This is a genomic window from Variovorax sp. PCZ-1, from assembly GCF_018413605.1.
Taxonomy (GTDB): domain Bacteria; phylum Pseudomonadota; class Gammaproteobacteria; order Burkholderiales; family Burkholderiaceae_C; genus JANMDU01.
Genome location: NZ_JAHCDN010000001.1, coordinates 1 through 18,995, shown reverse-complemented (window position 1 = coordinate 18,995; position 18,995 = coordinate 1). Strand labels below are relative to the sequence as shown.

Annotated in this window: 11 protein-coding genes; 1 reads left to right on the top strand and 10 read right to left on the bottom strand. The window is 56.3% G+C overall.

What is annotated here, in order from left to right:
• Nucleotides 1-86: 86 nt before the first annotated feature.
• From KIH26_RS00055 to hemC, 7 genes are all read right to left on the bottom strand, one after another.
• On the bottom strand, nt 87-779 hold the full coding sequence (locus KIH26_RS00055) for an SPOR domain-containing protein (protein WP_213444561.1): 693 nt from the start codon (nt 777-779) through the stop codon (nt 87-89).
• Between the two features lie 8 nt (nt 780-787).
• The gene (gene argS / locus KIH26_RS00050) at nt 788-2,473 is read right to left on the bottom strand and encodes an arginine--tRNA ligase (RefSeq protein WP_213441243.1); all 1,686 of its coding nucleotides are present in this window, start codon (nt 2,471-2,473) and stop codon (nt 788-790) included.
• Nucleotides 2,474-2,594: 121 nt separating this feature from the next.
• Nucleotides 2,595-4,439 carry a glutathione-regulated potassium-efflux system protein KefC gene (kefC, locus tag KIH26_RS00045; protein ID WP_213441241.1) on the bottom strand — a complete coding sequence of 615 codons (1,845 nt, stop codon included), beginning with the start codon at nt 4,437-4,439 and terminating at the stop codon, nt 2,595-2,597.
• A 23-nt stretch (nt 4,440-4,462) separates the two neighbouring features.
• Nucleotides 4,463-5,743, bottom strand: a complete 1,281-nt coding sequence (locus KIH26_RS00040) for a heme biosynthesis HemY N-terminal domain-containing protein (RefSeq protein ID WP_213441239.1) — start codon at nt 5,741-5,743, stop codon at nt 4,463-4,465.
• Nucleotides 5,743-6,885 carry a uroporphyrinogen-III C-methyltransferase gene (locus tag KIH26_RS00035; RefSeq protein ID WP_213441237.1) on the bottom strand — a complete coding sequence of 381 codons (1,143 nt, stop codon included), beginning with the start codon at nt 6,883-6,885 and terminating at the stop codon, nt 5,743-5,745. The genes KIH26_RS00040 and KIH26_RS00035 overlap by 1 nt, the downstream gene beginning before the upstream one ends.
• On the bottom strand, nt 6,866-7,690 hold the full coding sequence (locus KIH26_RS00030) for a uroporphyrinogen-III synthase (protein WP_213441235.1): 825 nt from the start codon (nt 7,688-7,690) through the stop codon (nt 6,866-6,868). The genes KIH26_RS00035 and KIH26_RS00030 overlap by 20 nt, the downstream gene beginning before the upstream one ends.
• 7 nt (nt 7,691-7,697) lie before the next feature.
• Nucleotides 7,698-8,606, bottom strand: a complete 909-nt coding sequence (gene hemC, locus KIH26_RS00025; protein ID WP_213441233.1) for a hydroxymethylbilane synthase — start codon at nt 8,604-8,606, stop codon at nt 7,698-7,700.
• A gap of 92 nt (nt 8,607-8,698) precedes the next feature.
• On the opposite strand from hemC, the gene ppc reads away from it, so the two are divergent.
• Nucleotides 8,699-11,518 carry a phosphoenolpyruvate carboxylase gene (ppc, locus tag KIH26_RS00020; RefSeq protein WP_249660884.1) on the top strand — a complete coding sequence of 940 codons (2,820 nt, stop codon included), beginning with the start codon at nt 8,699-8,701 and terminating at the stop codon, nt 11,516-11,518.
• 75 nt (nt 11,519-11,593) lie between these two features.
• On the opposite strand, the gene KIH26_RS00015 is transcribed toward ppc, so the two are convergent.
• From KIH26_RS00015 to KIH26_RS00005, 3 genes are all read right to left on the bottom strand, one after another.
• Complete coding sequence (locus tag KIH26_RS00015) at nt 11,594-12,676, bottom strand: OmpA family protein (protein WP_213441229.1); 1,083 nt, start codon at nt 12,674-12,676, stop codon at nt 11,594-11,596.
• A 38-nt stretch (nt 12,677-12,714) separates the two neighbouring features.
• Nucleotides 12,715-16,083 (bottom strand): hypothetical protein, encoded by a 3,369-nt coding sequence (locus KIH26_RS00010; protein ID WP_213441227.1) that lies wholly within the window; start codon nt 16,081-16,083, stop codon nt 12,715-12,717.
• The coding region (locus KIH26_RS00005; protein ID WP_213441225.1) for an SdrD B-like domain-containing protein at nt 16,080-18,995 on the bottom strand (2,916 nt) is incomplete at its 5' end. The genes KIH26_RS00005 and KIH26_RS00010, both read right to left, overlap by 4 nt.

Below are 18,995 nucleotides of genomic sequence, written 5' to 3'. Positions count from 1 at the left end.
AGAGGACGCAATGATCAAGTAACGCTGTTGAGCCCGTGCGGGCTGACATAGTTCCGGCTGGCAGACTGAGGGGATGTGTGTTGTATTTAACGCTGGATGCGAACAATCGCTGTTTCGAAGCCTGCACCATCGAGCTTTTCTTTGGTTTTGTCGGCCTCGTCTTTTTTGTCCATCGGGCCCACACGCACACGGAAGACCGTGCGGCCGGATTGCTCGCGCTCGGTGATATTGGCTTGGAAGCCAGCCATGCTGAGCTTGGCTTTTTGCGCTTCGGCATCTTCACTGGTGCGGAAAGCGCCGGCCTGGACGAAATAAGTGAAGGGATCGGCACCCGAGACCGCTGCTGTCGCCGTGCCAGCGGTTTTGGCCTTGGCCAGATCACCCAGCGGATCAGCGGAAGATTTGGGGGCGGATGCGGCGGTCTTGGGCGCAGAAGCTGCCGCCTTGGGTGCAGAGGCGGCGGCTTTGGGCGCACTAGCCGCCGCAGTCGGTGCGGTGGCCATGGTCGCCGTGCCTACCGTGCCAGAAGCTGAAGGTTTGGCAGGATTTTTTCCATACAACGGTGCATTCGGATCCCAGTTTTTGTTTTTCTGGCTCTCCTGCGCATCTTGCTCGGCGCTGTTTTTTGTCGCCCCTTTGTTGGTGAAAGGGATGGGTACTTTGGTCACGTAGATGGCCACGGCCAAAGCCGCGCCGAGGCCCAGCATCAGGCCAAGCACGACGCCCAGGAAAGTGCCGCCGCGTTGTGATCGTGCCTGAGGCGAAGAGAGGTTGTTCATATCCATGTTCACATCTTAGCGGGTGCGCTCACACCGAGGATGGCCAATCCGTTACGAATCACTTGCGCTGTGGCGGCCACCAGCGCCAAACGGGCTTTTTTCACGCTTTCATCCTCCACCAAGATGCGCTCGGCATCGTAGTAAGAATGGTAGGTGGCGGCCAGATCACGCAGGTAGAACGTCACGTCGTGCGCAGCGAAATCACGCGCAGCAGCCGTGAGCATCTCGGGATACTTGGCCAAAGCAAGCATCAGGCTTTGGGCGGCCGGGGTGTTCAAAGCGCTTAGATCAACCTTGCCCAAAGTGGCCGCATCACCGCCTTCTTTTTCAGCCCACGCTGCGAGCACGGAGCAAATGCGGGCATGCGCGTATTGCACGTAATACACCGGGTTGTCGTTGTTCTTCTGCACGGCGAGATCAATATCGAAGGTGTATTCGGTATCGGGCTTGCGCGAGAGCAGGAAGAAGCGCACGGCATCTTTGCTCGTCCAATCAATCAAATCGCGCAGTGTGACGTAGCCACCCGTGCGCTTGGAGATTTTCACTTCTTGGCCATCTTTGATCACGCGCACCATGGTGTGCAGCACGTAATCGGGGTAGCCCTCGGGGATGCCCGAGCCTGCGGCTTGCAAGCCGGCGCGCACGCGAGCGATCGTGCCGTGATGGTCTGTGCCTTGAATGTTCACCACGCGCTGGAAGCCACGCTCCCATTTGGCGAGGTGGTAGGCGACATCGGGTACGAAGTAGGTATAAGAGCCATCGCTCTTTTTCATCACGCGGTCTTTGTCGTCACCGTAGTCGGTGCTCTTGAGCCAAAGCGCGCCGTCTTGTTCATATGTCTTGCCGGCCTCTTTGAGCTTTTGCACGGCAGATTCCACGCGGCCACTGGTGTAGAGGCTGGATTCGAGGTAGTAGTTGTCAAACTTCACCTCAAAGGCCTTCAAATCCAAATCTTGCTCGCGTCTTAAGTAAGCCACGGCGAATTGGCGGATGCTGTCCATGTCTTCCACATCGCCGCTGGCGGTGAAGCTGCGGTCATCGGCTTGCACGGTTTTCTTGGCGAGGAAATCTTGCGCGATGTCGTTGATGTATTCACCGTTGTAGGCGGACTCTGGCCACTCAGGATCGCCGGGCTTAAAGCCCTTGGCACGCAGCTGAGTGGAGATGGCGAGATTGTTAATCTGCACGCCCGCATCGTTGTAATAAAACTCGCGATACACCTGCTCGCCTTGCGTCGCCCAGAGATTGCAAATCGCATCGCCCAGAGCCCCTTGCCGGCCATGGCCGACGTGCAGCGGGCCCGTGGGATTGGCCGAGACGAACTCGACCATCATCTTCTTGCCGGTTTCTTTTTGGTAGCCGTAGCAATTGGCCTGCGCAAGCACCTCGCGCACGACTTCTTGCTTGGCTTCTGGCTTGAGGCGCACATTGATAAAGCCGGGGCCGGCGATTTCAATCTCGCTCACCCACTTCGCAAATTGCTCATTTTTTGCAAGAGCTTCGCGCAGGCTGGTTGCCAGTTCACGTGGATTCTTCTTCAGAGCTTTGGAGAGCTGCATCGCTGCCGTGCAGGCGAAATCACCATGCTCGGCCACTTTGGGCGATTCAAACGCGGCCTTCGCTCCCGCGCCAGGGCTTAAAGTTTCTAGCTCAGAAGCGAGCGCGGCAAGTAATTCTTTTTTGACAGATTGCATGCCCTGATTTTAAAGGGGCAGGGTGTGGTTGGCAGCGATCTAGGTTTTATGCTCTTTTTTGAAGCGTTTTTGGCATATCGCCGGCGTATTTACTGCGCAGAGTGCTATTAAATAAGTAGCATCAATCTTTAGCTGGCGGATGCGCTATTGCGTCTGCGCCCAGCATCGTCACCTCACGCTCTTGCGCCATCAGCTCCTCCAACTGCTGCCGCCCTGCCTTGGCGATGCTGATCAAGCGCTCTTCGTCTTTGTGATGCGGCCATGCCGTTTCGATTTGCGCGAGATTGTGGGTGCGAAAGCGCTGCGCGTTCACATGCGCATCGCTGGGCGTGAGCCCGAGCGCTTGCAAAGTGTCTTCTGCGGATAGCAAGGCGGATTCAAAGGTTTCGCGTTGAATCTGCGTCACACCTCTTGAACGCAGCTCGTAATAATGCTGCACATTGCGCGCTCGCACAATCAGCTGGAGCTGCGGAAAATGCTCTTTGCAAATATCCACAATCTCCAAACTCTGCTCCACGCTATCCACCGCCACCACCAGCACTTTCGCAGTAGCCGCTCCTGCTGTGCGCAGCAAATCCAGGCGCGTCGCATCGCCGTAGAAAGCGCGGTAGCCAAAGCGCATCAGGCCTTGCACTTGCTCAGGATCGTGATCAAGCACGGTGGCTTTGTAGCCCGAAGCCGCTAGCACGCGCAGGATGATTTGCCCATAGCGGCCAATGCCTGCCACGATGATGGGCGCGTGCTGCTCTTCGCTGATTTCAGGCACATCGGGCTTGCCACAATTGGCGAAACGCGGCATAAGAAATTTATCGAGCAACACCAAAATAAGAGGTGAGATCAGCATCGATAGCGCCACAGCGCCCACGAGCAGCGAGCCAGTTTGCGCATCAAAGATCTTCAGCCCAACCGCTTGCTGAAACACCACGAAGGCAAACTCACCGCCCTGCGCCAGCATCAAAGTAAACATGGGGCGCTCTTGGTAAGGCAAGCCCATCAGCTTGGCCAAACCGTAAATCACAACAGCCTTGAGCGCCATGAAAACAATCACGAGTGCCGCCATCAGCAGCGGAAATTTCATCAGCACGCCAAAATCAATGCTCATGCCCACAGCCATGAAGAAGAGACCGAGCAGCAAGCCTTTGAAGGGCTCAATATCGGTTTCCAGCTCGCGCCGGTATTCGCTCTCTGCTAACAGCACGCCGGCAAGGAATGCACCCAACGCCATCGAGAGGCCGACGAACTGCATCAGCGCCGCTATCGCCACAACAAGCAGCAATGCAGCGGCGGTGAAAATCTCCGGCGTTTTGCTACCCGCAATCCAGCGCAATGCTTTGCGCAGCAGCAAACGGCCACCCACGATGATGGCCACGATCACGCCAATCGCTTTGCCGGCTTCCAGCCAAGCGTTGCCGCCACCGCTGCCAGAAGACACAGCAAGCAACGGTAACAAGGCCAAGATCGGGATCGCTGCCACATCCTGAAACAGCAAAATCGAAAACGCTGATTGCCCGCCTGTGGTGGGCAACTGGTTGCGCTCACCAAGCACTTGCAGCGCAATCGCGGTGGAAGACAGCGCCAAGCCCAAAGCCGCCACCAGCATCACTTTCCATGAAAGATTGAGGCCAATTGCCGCCATAGATGCTGCGCCAAATGCTATCAAAAGAATAGTGGCGCAGCCCAGCATTTGCGCTGAACCCCAACCAAAAATCGGCCGCCGCAACTCCCACAAACGGCGTGGCTCCAACTCCAAGCCCACGAGAAAGAGCATCAGCACCACGCCGAACTCTGCGAAATGCAAGATGCTCTCGACATCGCTCACCAGCCCTAATCCCCAAGGGCCGATGATGATGCCCGCAGCAAGATAGCCAATGATGGAGCCCAAGCCCAGTGCTTTGGCAATCGGTACAGCCGCTACGGCTGCAGCCAAGAAAATCAGTGAGTTAATGAGCCAAGAGGAATGTTCCATTTGGCTAGCCTATCACACAGCTCTTAATGCGCCGCTTTTTTCCAGGCGGCCAAAGCAGCTTCCGCGTCGCCGCGCTGCTCAGCCAAAAAAGCCAAGTTGCGCCAAGCGCTGCGCTTCAAGTTTTCATCTCCCAAATGCGCCACGCAGCCAGAGAGCAATTGCTGCGCCTTCCCCCAAAGCTGGCGATGCAGGCATGCCATGCCGGCGAGATATTGCAAGCGCGTATCGTGGGGTAATTGGCGCTGCGCCGTTTCTATCTTTGCGAGCCAAGCGTGATCCACGGCTGCGCCATCCGATGAAAAGCTGGCCTCCAGCGCACGCACCACGCGGATTTGTGCGGACTCTGACAACTGCGGATAGCGCAGCCAGATCGGCTCTAGCCATGCACGGGCTCTCTCGTGCAACTCCAAGGCCTCGGGCGAGCCGGCGGAGAGATTGACCAAGCGCATCGCAGCATGCGTGGCGACTTCGGCTTGGCCGCGTTCGGCATCTGTCAACTTGCCCCAAGCGCGCGTGAGCTGATCGGCATCATGCGCTTCGCTCAAGCTGCTGATGGCTAAGCTGCGCACGATGCTTTGCGCAGCTTGTTCAGAGAAGCCGCCATGCTTGGCGAGCAATCGCGCCGTCTCTAGTGCATCCGATTGCCGCTTTGCTTGCTGCAAAGCACGCAGCTTCAGGCGCAGCGCGAGTGTGCGGCGCTGTGCGCCTTGCGAGAGCGTCGCCAAGCGTTTGAGCGTGGTGCTGGGATCATGCTCATCCAGCATCCAGCGCGCGCTACGCAAAACCACACCTTCTTTGAAATGTTGGGCGCTTTTGGGCAAGGGCACCTCCAGCGCAGCTTGCACCAAGCGCTCGCGCTCAGGCACATCTTGCAAAGATTGCGCAGATTCTGCCGCAATCAGCAATGCCATCGATTGCACCTCTAGGCCATGTTTGCTTGCAGCATCATCGGGCAAGGCCAGGGCATGCTGATGCGCGAGCAGGGCTTGTTTTTTAGCGCGAGCAAAGCGGCCAGAGAGCAAATGCGCCATCGCATCGCGCAGCTCAGCATGCATGGCGCTCTGGCGCTGAGCCGCACGCCATGCTTTGGCTTGCGAAGGTAAATCAGCCAGGGCGCTGAAGGCACGTAGCGCCAAATACAACAACACAAACAAGCCGCTTAACAACAGCAAAACCAGATTGAGCGAAAGATCAATGCGATAGGGAGGCCAGAATAAAGTGACAGTGCCTGTGGAGCGCGTGGCAAACAAGGCAATGCCTACCGCCGCCGCAAAAATCGCAAGGAGCCACAGAGCAAAGCGCATCACTTGCTCTGCGTTGTTGAAGCAGACAACGTGGCCAGCGCAGACAAGCTGTCGTCAATGCGCGGCTGCTCCGCGCTCTTGATCTGCGTTTGGATTTGCGTGAGCAGGCCAGTGGCTTGCTGCACGCTGCGCGAGCTGGTATCGAAGTAGCGCGTCGTGAGCTGAGTTGCGCCTGCAAGATCGCTGCGTGTGCTCTCGAATTGGCGAGAGAGCAGGCCCAGGCGAGCGTTCAGCAGCTTCAGCTTGAGATTTTCTCGGGCGAAAAAACTTTGCTCAGGGGAGAGCAAAGCCGCTTCAGGCGTGTCAATCCGGCTCACGCGCACCAGCGCTCTGGCCTCTTCACGCACAGCGCCCACCAAGCTCTTGAGCCAATCGGGCGCGGCACGGAGCAAACCTGTGCCCTGTGTTGCGTTTGTAGCGTCCGTGGCTACTTTGCGCGTCGGCAAGGTGCTGGGCGACGCTTTGGAAGCCACAGCAACTGCATTGGCCAGCGGCATCTCATCGGCCAAACGCACGAGCTCATCGAGCTTGATCAGCAAGCTCGGGGTGTCGGCCACATTCGCTGATTTCACACGATCAATGTCTTTGGCCAGGGCGCGTTGCAGGGGCGCAAGACGCGGCTGAGCAGAGCGATTCACGCGCTGCTCAGCTGTGCGCAGCGCGGCAAGTAGCGGCTCCAAACTTCCTGTGAGATTGGCCTGCTGCTGCGCCAGGCGAATCGCAGAGTCCAGATCAACGACCAAATTTTCATCGCGTGAACGCGAGAGGCTTTGCATCAGCTCTTCAAGCTGAGCACGCTGCATGGCCACCTCAGTCAGCTTCGTCTCTTGCAAGGCTTGACGCGAGGCCACTTCTTTCACGGCTTCGCTGGCAGATTTGGCCAGCGTGCGGCCTTCCACAGAGGCCGCTGTGGCATCTGCGCTTTGCCGCGCCAAGGCCTCTTGAATGCTGGAGAGTTTGAGCCACAAACTTCCGCTCAGAGCCAAAGAAACTGCGGTAAGCGCTATAAAAAACAGAGTTGCTCGAGACAATGAGGGAGGCGAACCAGCGGCTTTTTCTTGTGCAGGAGCGCTGGCCGTTTCTGTTGCAGCAGAGGCAAGCGGAGGTGCAGGATGGTTCGCGTCAGGCGCTGCTTCGTTCATTCAGCGATTTTATCGACGCAGCCACATCTTGCAGTGTGGGGCGTGACGTGCAAACAACAGCAAACCCTCGCTCTTTTGCGGCCTGCGCGATGCGCTCATGTGTGCAAATGCAAATGCCCTGGCGCGCATCGAGGCTGGCGGGCAAATTACGCAGTGCCTGAGAGCTGCTCAGAAGCCAAATGCTGCCATCGCGCAACCAAGCACTGCATTGCGCCGTTTGCGCCAAACTCCACTTGGGCGCACGGCGCTCGTAGACCACCAGCTTCGTGGGCACGCCACCGCGGGCCATGATTTGCTGCGCCAGCCAATCACGGCTGCTGTCAAACAGACCCACATCCCGGCCGCGCAAAATCAGCACTCGGCTGGCGCCGCGGATCTGGTCTTGCACCACCTGCCAAAGCGCTTCAGAATCAAACTGCCCAGCCTGCGCGGAAGGCGCATCAATGCGATGCGCCGGAATCCCCAAGCTGCGTAAGCTTGCAACCGTGCCTTGGCCGGTCGCCCAGAGGCGAATATTCGGGTATTTATTTACTATTAAATCAATAGCACGTTGCGCAGACTCTACGCCGGCGAAAGGCCGATTTGGCTTAAAAAACGCCTGTGCTGCCGAACTGCTCACAAACATCAGCGCATCAAAACTCTTCAAGCGCGCCCATGCCAACTCCAAGGCCTGCGCATCATCTTCAGACTCCACAGGCGCGATCTCAATCAAGGGCAGCGCCACGGCAACATGTCCCATGTCTCGCAGCACTTTCAGCCAAGGCGCGGCTTGATCGGCTGGGCGGGTGACGATGAGGTGTGCCATGGTGAGATCAGCTTAACACTCGTGCACCGCCTTGGACAAGCTGCTGAGCGATTTGCTTGCCTAAGGATCGGGCTGCTTCGTGTGTGGTCACTGCAGCGCCGCTCTGGGCGCGCACCAAACGCGGCGCGGCCTCAGGATCTCCCCAAGCCGCGCGCAGCTGTAAGGTAGCATCTTGCCAAATCGCAAACGCCGCCAGTGGCATCGAACAACTGCCCCCCATGCTGCGGCTGACTTCCCGCTCTGCGCTCACAGCAAGCCACGTGGGCATGTGCGCCAGTGGGGCAAGTGCATCGCGCAGATCAGAGCGCACAGCCAAAGTCTCGATACCCAAAGCGCCTTGCCCTGCGGCGGGCAGCATATGCTCAGGCTCGAAAGTTTGCACAATGCGCTCGGCCAGGCCTAAGCGCCTCAAGCCCGCGGCGGCCAGCACAATGGCGGCATACTGGCCTTCATCGAGCTTGCGCAGGCGCGTATCCAAATTCCCCCGCAGCGGCTCAATCTTCAGATCAGGACGCAGCGCCTGCAAAAGCACCGTGCGGCGCAGGCTGGATGTGCCCACCACACTGCCCATGGGCAATTCGGCAATCGAGGCGTAGTGAGGGGAGACCAGCGCATCGCGCGGATCTTCCCGCTCCATCACACAGGCCAGCTCAAACTCATCGCCCAACTGCATGGGCACATCCTTGAGGCTATGCACGGCGATATCTGCCCGATCTTCCTGCAAAGCCAGCTCCAGCTCTTTCACAAACAGGCCTTTGCCACCCACTTTGGAGAGCGTGCGATCCAAAATCTGGTCGCCACGCGTTGTCATCGGCACAAGCTGCACGCTGTGCCCCAATTTTTGCAAACAAGCTTGCACATGCTCAGCCTGCCATAGGGCAAGCCGGCTCTCTCGGGTAGCGATTCGAATCTTCATGAAACTTAAGGATTGGAGCTATTCCAAATTATTAACAAATGGCGTAACCATCCTGTAATGAATACCCCATCTTCGATGCTAGCATGCTGCGCATGAATACGCCCCTCGCCCCCTCATCTGCCGACTCTAAAAAAGACAAAGATCGCCCGCTGATTGAAGACATTCGTCTTCTGGGGCGGATTTTGGGCGATGTGATCCGCGAGCAGGAAGGCGCAGCGGTTTACGAGATCGTTGAGAAAGTACGAAAGCTCTCCGTGGCCTATCGCCGCCATGCAGACAGTCAAGCCGAGAGCGAGCTCAAGAAGTTGCTCAAATCACTCTCTAACGAACAAACCGTCAGCGTGATTCGCGCCTTCACCTATTTCAGCCATTTGGCCAACCTCGCTGAGGACCGTCATCACATCCGCCGCCGCGCTATTCACGAGCGGCGCGGAGATGTGCAGGACGGCAGCTTGGATGCCGCGTTTGCAAGGCTTAGAGCCAGTGGCCACACCAGCAAAGGCGTTGCCAAGGTGCTCAAAAGTGCCTTCATCTCCCCCGTGCTCACCGCACACCCCACCGAGGTACAGCGCAAGAGTATTTTGGATGCAGAAAGGGCTATCGCCGGCATCTTGTCTGCGCGAGATGCTCCCGATTTAATAGCGCGCGAAAAGAACAGCCTAGAGCTTCAACTGCGCGCTCGCGTCACGCAACTTTGGCAAACCCGCTTACTGCGCTATACCAAGCTGCAGGTGGCCGACGAAATTGAAAACGCCCTCTCCTACTTCGAAGCCACCTTCCTCAAAGAGATTCCGCGCTTGTACGAAGATGTGGAAGATCGCGTGGGCAAGATTGATGAAGCCTTCTTCCGCATGGGCAATTGGATTGGCGGGGATCGTGATGGCAATCCGAATGTAACCGCCGCAACGCTCGAACTCGCCCTGCGCCGCCAAAGCGAGACGGTGCTGCGTCACCATTTGCGCGAAGTGCATTTCTTAGGTGCTGAGCTATCAACCTCGCTCATGCTGGTAGGCGTTACGCCCGAGATGCAAGCTTTGGCCGACCACAGCCCAGATGCAAGCGATCACCGAAAAGACGAGCCTTATCGCCGCGCCCTGATCGGTATGTATGCGCGCTTAGCCGCCACCTTGCAAGAACTCACCGGCACTGAAGCGGCGCGCCATGCCGCTGTGCCGCAAAACCCTTATCGCAGCAGTGAGGAGCTCTTGGCCGATTTGCGCACGATTGAAGCTTCACTCAACGCCACCAATGGTGCACATCTCGTGGGCATGCGTCTGGCTGCTCTCATTCGTGCAGTGCAAGTCTTTGGCTTTCATCTGGCCACGATAGATTTGCGGCAGAGCTCCGATAAGCATGAAGAAGTGGTGAGCGAGTTGCTGGCTACAGCGCGCATCGAGGCGAATTACTCTTCTTTGGATGAAGCTGCCAAACGCGCATTGCTGATCAAGCTGCTCAATGATGCGCGCCCATTGCGGGTCGTGAATGCCGATTACAGTGATCACGCGCGCAGCGAGCTCGCCATCTTTGAAACTGCCAAACGCGCCAGACAGCGCTATGGCTCGCCCGCCATCCTGCACTACATCATCAGCCACACCGAAAGTGTGAGCGATTTGCTGGAAGTGCTGCTGCTGCAAAAAGAAACTGGCCTCATGCGCGGGATCTTGTCAGAAGACGCGACGGCCGAACTCATCGTCGTGCCGCTTTTTGAAACCATTGCCGATCTGCAAAGCGCCGCGCCTATCATGCGCGATTTCTATGCCCTGCCCGGCATCGCCGCCATGATCAAGCGCTCCAGCAAGGAAGGTGCATTGCACGACACCCCCGAGCAAGACATCATGCTTGGCTACTCCGACAGCAACAAAGACGGCGGTATCTTCACCAGCAACTGGGAGCTGTATCGCGCCGAGATGGCCTTGGTGGATTTGTTTGACGAGCTCAAAGCATCGCACGGCATCACCTTGCGTATGTTCCATGGCCGAGGCGGCACAGTGGGCCGAGGCGGTGGCCCAAGCTACCAAGCCATTTTGGCGCAACCTCCTGGCACAGTGCGTGGGCAAATCCGCGTCACCGAGCAAGGTGAAGTGATCGCATCCAAGTATGCGAACCCTGATATTGGCCGCCGTAATTTGGAGACTCTGGTCGCTGCGACGCTCGAGGCCACCCTGCTCACGCCAACGAAAGCGGCGCCAGCAAGCTTTGTGGATACGGCGCAAGCATTGTCTGAGCTCTCCATGCGCGCTTATCGCTCGCTCGTGTATGAGACACCGGGCTTCACCGATTATTTCTTCGCCGCCACGCCTTTGCGAGAGATTGCGGGTCTGAACATCGGCTCTCGCCCCGCATCGCGCAAAGCCACACAGCGCATCGAAGATTTGCGCGCCATTCCTTGGGGCTTCAGCTGGGGGCAATGCCGCGCCACGCTACCGGGTTGGTATGGTTTCGGTTCTGCAGTCGAGCAGTTTTTGAATGAAAAAGGCTCACAACCCAAGCAGGATGTGCGCAAGCTGCTACAAAAAATGTACCGCGATTGGCCCTTCTTCCGTACCCTGCTCTCCAACATGGACATGGTACTCGCCAAGAGTGATCTCTCGCTAGCCGCGCGCTACGCCGAGCTCGTGCCAGATGCCAAGCTACGCAAGAAAATCCTCACCGAAATCGAAGCTGAGTGGCAGCGCACCACCAAGGCGCTGCAAATGATCACGGGTGAGGGCAAGCGCTTGGCAAGCAATGCGGCTCTTGCACGAAGCATCCAACACCGCTTCCCCTACATTGATCCACTGCATCATTTACAAGTAGAACTGATACGCCGCTACCGCGCAGGCAAGAAGCCTGAAGATTTAGACGAAAAGGTACAGCGCGGAATTCACATCAGCATCAACGGGATTGCCGCTGGGTTGCGCAACACAGGCTGATGACATTCACCGAAAATAAAAAAAGCGCTGTCTGCAGACAGCGCTTTTTTTTCAGACAACAAACCGGTCAGGCAGTTACTTCACAACCCCAGTGACTTCAATCGTCACGCGGCGGTCAGGCTGCAGGCAAGTGATCAGCTCTGCACGTGCCAGTTTGTCACCGCATTGTGTCGTTACCGGCTCTCGTTTGCCTTTGCCAACAGCTTCAGTCTTTGCAGCTTTCACACCCAGCGAAGAGAGTTGCTCAAGAACGGTTGCCGCACGGCGAGCAGACAAGGGATCGTTATAGCTGTCTGTGCCCAAGCGATCTGTGTGGCCAGCGATGCTCAAAGTGGCAATCGACTGATAGGTTTTTAAGCGGTTAGCGACTGCAGCCAAGCGCTCCTTGCCTCCGGGCAGCATTTCGTCACGGCCTGATTTGTCGAATTTGAAGAGTGTGTCAGCCAAGATCACGAAAGTCTCTTTCGTTACCTCGCGCACGATAGGCGCAGGTGCGGCTGTTGAAGGTACGGGCGCAGGAACAGGCACAGCTTGCGCCACCGCGGGCGCACAGGCAGCAGCCTCCACACCTGCACGGCGCAGACCATCTTCCACCATCATCACATGCGGCGTCGCAGCGCGCCAGCCGGTTTGCTCTTCGGCATGACCCGCGCGCACCAAACGAATTTCGGCACAGGCCACGGTACGCGCATTGCAAGAGAGCGTTGCTGCATTGTTTTTGTACTTGCCCAACTCCATCCACAAATCATCACGCAGGCGCGTGCTGCGGGCAACCAAGGGCGTGTCAAAGCCTACATTGGCGTTCTTATTTGCTTCTAGTGCTTGAATGATTTTCTGAGATTCCGTCAACGACTCTTCAATGTAGCCAGTACGGTCATTCTCGTGGTATTGGGTTTTGGCAGTATCTAGCCAGCACTGTGCTTTGGCCAATGGATAGTTGTTTTGTGGGATACCCGATTCGTTGAGTTTGCGTAGGCGCAACTGCAAAGCGTCAATGGTTTTGCGATCTGCCAAAATCTTCTCTTCAGTGATCCGCTGCTGCTGCGCAGCTAGACCCGCGTTTTGACTGCCCGCACCTGGCGCTTCATTTTTTGTAGCAGTCTGCGCGCACCCCATTAGGGTGAGAGAGATAAAAAGGCTTAAAAACAGGGGTTTCATGGCGGGCCTCTTGATAGCTTGGCGCATTGTCTGGTAATTCATCGTGGGGTAGGTGGCAAAGCATTGCCTGGGGCAGCACCCGAGCCAATAGCGGATGCACCCTTGGGATCTAGCGTACGGTTCACGCTGGCGTCAGAGCCTTTGAACAAGTCTTCATCAAACTTGTAGCGCACATTGAGTACCCAGCCACGATTGGTGTAATCGCTGCCAGCAAGATCGCCGCCATTAAAGCCGCGCCAGTTGTAGCCCAAGCCGACGATCAGGTTATCCATCACGGTGTAGCCGACTTCCAAACCGTAGGCATACTGTTTGCCACCACCCGTCCCAACCAGTACAGTCGTGATACCACCAATGCTCCAGCGATTGGTGATGTCATAGGTGATGCGGCCACCAACTAAGCTTGCGCTGTAGGAATCATTCACCGTGCCTGCCAACAACTCATTCACGCGCTTGTGAGCAAACCGCCCCGTGAGCCACCAAGGTCGCGAGGGATGGTAGTTTGCACGCAAGCTAACGATATTGGTGTTGCTATCTCGGTCTGCAGATTTGTCCGTCTTCTGCTCGAACAAGCCGAGGGCATCAAACTTGTTGTTATCTACGGGGCGATAGGCAAAGCCCACTTGGAAGCGATTTTGGCGCGTATCTGCGGTGCCGTTTTTCGGATCGATCAGGTTCAAATACTCGCGAGCGATCAATGTCCAATCACGATCCAGTTTCCGAGCAGCGCTGGCAGTAAAGAGCCAATTGGTATTGGCGCTATCACCACGCCATTGAATACGAGTTGAGCCCTTCCACAGGGGATTTGCCGTGTACTCTGCACCCAAACTCAAAGCGGTGGCGTTGCCATTGGTGCTGTTGATACGCTCCGCACTGGTTTGCAGTCGCAGACCCTCTGCAACATTCCAGCCATTACGAAGACCAATAGCGTTTTGCAGTGATTTGCCCGAGCTGCCATCGTTCAAACGGTATTCGCTGTAGAGCGAGCCGTCTTGCATGTATTGGGTGTCTATACCGAGAGCGAACGCGCGTGAGAGCGGGCCAACACCCAAGCCGTAGTTGGCGCTGTAGGTGTGAGAATACTCATAGCGCGAGTACAAACGCGTTTTCTCAGCCACGCGCCAATCAGCACCCAAGCGATACAGATTATTGTCATTAGCGCCAAACTCACGCTGTAATTCGCCAGTGAGGTCGACGTTCTTTGTAGCGGCGTAACGCAAGCCCAGCTTCGCCGTGCTGGCAGGATCGGTTCCATTGATATTCTGCAGCTCGCCATCCACGGTCAGGTTGTCAGTAACTTTGTAGCCGGCACGCAAGAAGACAGATGTACGATCCAAAGCTTGCGCGGGCGCGTTGACTGGATTGATAGCGGTGTTGCAAATAACGGGCAAACCAGTTGCAGGATCAATCTGTTGGTTGCCCACTTGGCTGATGCCATAGCCTGTGTTGTAGCCCGAGATAATACCGCTGTAGGTGTTGCTTGTATTCAGGCAGTTGCTGACTGTTTGCTGAGCCGCACTGATCGCGTTTTGCTCGACACGGCGCACACCGCCGCCAACTGTTAGGCGATCCGTCAGTTTGAGGTCTGCAGCCAACGAAGCTGCGGTATTTTGACTGCCGTTGATACGATCTTGCGAGCGTTGCGCATCAGCAGTGATCGTGAGTTTTTCTGTTGCTTTGTAGCTTGCAGCACCGCCAATTTCTTGCTTGCCGCCAATCAGACCACTCGATGCGTTGTTGAAATCGTTATCCGAGCGCTGAACAAACGCATTCGCACGCAACTGATCGTCAGCGTGACGAATTTCCACACGCACTGCGTTGCCATCGACCTCGCCGGATTTCCCAATAAAGTTCGCACTGTTATTGGTATTGAAACCGTTGAGGTCGGTGTTCACCAGTGACTTTGAGCGCGCCACCTCAGCTATAACTTCAGTGTTTTGGCTGAGCTTCAACGCAAGATTAGCACCCAACAAGGTTTGGCCTGTCACAGGATTGCTGTCTTTCGCAACTGCACCGCCTAAAGACAAGCGATCAGAAACTTTGTATTGAACATCAGCGCCATAGATAAAGTAGCGCTTACCGCCCTGCTCCACCTCATAGCTGATCCTGATAGACACGGGGTTGAGTTGATCATCAATGCTTGGAACAGGGGAGCGGAACAAAATCTGACCATTGAAAGGTTCAAATTCATAATCTGACTCTCTGGCAAGCGGTGTCACTTTGAGAATCACAGAGGTCTGGTCACGCCTGCGTACGATCAACTCCACACGCTCGGAGCCTTTGATACCATTCGGATTAGACACCGAGTATGGGCCTGATACACCACGCGCAGGGAATTCATCCACCACCTGCTTGAAGCTCTCTTGCGCAGCGAAAGCATTGACCACCGCATTGCCTTCTTCATAGTGAGCACGTGCGCCAGGTAAAGTACGGTTATATTGACTCAAGCGGCGCGCAGGATTTGGATCTTGGGTGGTGTAGTCACCCCAAAGCAAGTAGCTGCGGTTTTTATCCAAGCGCACATACAGCTTCCCTGTACTTTGCGCATCTTGAGTCCTCAAGCTGGAATCTCCGTACACGGGGTAGAAGGCATTCGGATCAATCGATTCGAAAAGCTGCTTACGCGTGTCTTTGTCGGAGTCGTATGCCATTGTGAGCAGATAATCGCCTTTGACCTTACCTTTGAGGTACATAGCCGCGCGCGCACCAAAATTGGCTCGCCCGCCATTGAATTCTTTGTTGAAGCCTTTGAGCTCTTCTTCGAAGCCATCGTTTTCACGCACTGGCACAATGGCCTTGGGATCAAATTTATCGGAGCGCAAGCGGCCTTCGACCAAACCCACAGCAATCAAATCGCGCAGATCAGGCACATAGCGCACAACCAAACGCTCGCTCACACCCTGCACGCTCACACGCACTGTCACAGCATCTGGCTGATAAGGTGCGAGCAATTTAAAAGTCAACAAGCCATCCACTACTTTAGCTTGCACGCCCGGTGTAATGCGATCAATATCGCCACGATCTGCGCCCGACTCAGACGTCAATCGCCCTGGTAACAAAATACGCGCTCCACCATTGACCTCGATGGTAACGAGCTGCTCACCTTTGATCACTTGCCCTTTGCTGTCGAGTAATTGCAAGCGGATATCGTTGCTACCCACACCGTCGGCTGGCAAGTTATCTTTGGATGAATCCAGCTTGATCTTTTCAACTGGTGAGGCAAGACGGGACAAGAAGGAATTGAACGGGCGCGGACCAATATCGGCCTGGCCACCCGTTTCAAACAGGCTCTTGGCATCTGGCACGTCGGCACTCGTCGCCGCCGTAGTAGTCGAAGGCGCTGGTTGAGCCCACGCAGCCAATGGCAGCAGGGCAATCGCTAAGGCAATAGGGGTGAAACGTAAATTCATGGCGCTTTACCTCCAGCATTGCCGGGTGCTGGCGATTCTGGACGCAGACTTGGCAGAATTTGCTGCTCAATCTGCAAGGGGCGGTTATCAATCTTCAAGTCAGGCGGCGTTTCTTTCTCTGGCGCCAAGATGTTGCCCTGCGCGCGGCGAGCTTTCACTTGGTCAAGCACCTCAGGTGAGCACGATCCCTCGATGAAATCAGCACGCGCCATCTCGCCGCCTTTGAGATCCACAAAGATACTGTCACCCACACCGGCATTGCGGTTAGAGGATGGCATCAAACGTGAGCCTTTAGGCATGGTGGTGCGATCCACTTTGATCACATGCGTCTGGGCTTTCACACCGCAAATACTGTACTTACCTTCGCTGTCAGTAGTGATCTGCGTACCATCGAGCATGATCAAACGCACGCCTGGAATACCCAATTCGCGCGAACCGCTTTCGTTGTTCTGCACATGGTTACCGTCGCAATCAACATAGACTTTACCGATGATGCAACCGTCATTGCTGAATACACCACCTTGGACGCGGACGCGGTACTGAGCCGTATTGGAGCGCACGGCACCGTTTACGCCCTGGAAGACAGCAGTAGCTCGGTTGATTCCGTCGCCCTGCTGCGAACCGACACCCAAACGCACAAAGTAGGTCAACTCCCACGTGGTGTTAGCGGGAATTGCACCAGCAGAGCCAATGTTAAATGTCAGCGCACGACCAATGCCGCCAGCAGGATCTGCCAAGACGGCTGCATTCAAACGCGCGGTACCAAGAATATAACGGAAGCCTGCAGGCAACAAGTCTTCAAGCTGTACGCCTGCGATACCACCTGGTGTTGTATTGCGTATGCGGATGGTGTACTTCACAGAATCACCCACCTCGGCAACACTCTTATCGCCCACTTTGCTAACCAAGAGCGCGCCACTGGCTAACGGATCAAGTGGAATATGGTTGTGAATCACCCCTGAGCTCAAAGCTGGGTTGATATTGAAGCTCAGGAAATACTGAGTACCAACGGCGCCAACTGCTGCCGCACCATTAACACCCACTGCAGGCGCTGTTGTATTGGGCTGCATCAAAACCTCAACGCCCGGTTGGTTAGGCGGAGTGAAGATGTTGCCAGCAACACCCACGGCCACGCCTGGTGCACTTACGCCGCCGGCCGCTGCTGGAGGAGCAACATAACCTGATGGAGGAATAATTTGTAATGTGTAAACACCCGTTTGAGGCGTACAGCCAGCCGGTGGTGGATTCACGCCCACCAGATCAAATCGGTAGATACCAGTTGCGTTCGTCGTTTGAGTTGCAGCACCTTGGACCAAGCATGCGCCAGGTACTGGAGAGCCATTGGGACCCAGCAACGTGACTTGCGCGCCGGCTACCGGCAATCGTGTGACTGCATCGTAGACCACACCACTTGGATCAATCGGCAAGTTTTGCTCAACCGTGTTATCACCAGCATACAAGGTGATGTTACCAATTGAGCCACCAATTGTTCGCGTTCCATTCACAGCGCTTGTCGTTGTCCCGGTTGAAGCATTACCACTGAATGTTGTGGTGGCTTGATTCAATGGGGTCGTTACGATCACTTCTCCGCTTGGATTGCGGAATCGAATCGTATATGTGCCAGCAATCGAGCTCGGCACTTGACCTGTGATGGTGTATGAGCCTGTAATACCCGTTGTTGCTGTGCCAACAATCACACCGCTGCTGTTGAGCAATTCAACACGCCATCCGGCTAAATCTTGATCAGTACCAAGGCTGTAAATACGGTCACTGTTCACATCGAGCCATACTCGACCAGACACACTTGAATTTGGTGCAAGTGGAGTGACAGCCCGTGTCGTCGTATTGTTGGTAGTTGTGGTTTCCAATATATTGGTCGCACCAACTCCTGCGGTGACCGTTACACCGCTAGTACCGACTGTAATGCTGGTTGGCACAGCTTGAGTTGCGCTGGCACCCGCTGCAATAGTAATCGGAGCACCAGTTACCGTAGTCGTGCCAACGATGTAGGTTGGAGTAAACGTTAACGATGCACCACCCAAATTGACGAAGGTTGCTGTTCCAGTAACCGTACTACCAATAGGAGCACTGTTTGCAGACAGAACCAAGCTAACACTTACATCAGCAGACAACGAACCAACAATATCAACGGCTCTGTTGTTGGAGAGGGTGGTCTCTGGCGTGCTGGTCGCAACCGTGGCCGTGCCGGTGATGGTGCTGCCCGTGGCCGTGCCAGGCACGAACACTTGGATGGTGGTCACCGTGGCGCTGCCAGCGTTGCCTGTTGGGCTCAAGGTCCCCAGACTGACGGTGACGACTTGGCCGGTGCTCAAGGTGACGGTGGTCACGACGTTGCTGGCCGTGCCTTGGCCCAGGTTGGCCACAGTCACCGTGGCGCTCACCGTGGTGTTCGGCTGGGCGCTGGCGGGCAGGTCAAATGTGATGGAGACATCCGGGATCAGCGGTGTGACGGTGGCAGTCTGTGTGTTGTTGGTGAGGTTGCTCTCCGTGATGGAGCTGCCCGAGGCACCCGCGGTCACAACCACAGGGGTGGTGCCCACAGGCACGCTGACGGTGCGGGTGACGCTGCCGTTAGGTCCAACGGTGACGGTCTCGGTGGTGGTGACACCGTTGACTGGGTAGCTGATGGTGAAGCTGACCGTGGTGTTGCTGCTGTTGGTGAAGGTCACCGTGCCCGTGGCGGTGGTGCCGGCTAGGGTAGCGGTCGGGAAGGCCAGCGTGGTGACGATGTCGACCGCGCCCACGGGCATGGTGTCCGTGGCCGTGTTGTTGGAGAGGGTGGTCTCTGGCGTGCTGGTCGCAACCGTGGCCGTGCCGGTGATGGTGCTGCCCGTGGCCGTGCCAGGCACGAACACTTGGATGGTGGTCACCGTGGCGCTGCCAGCGTTGCC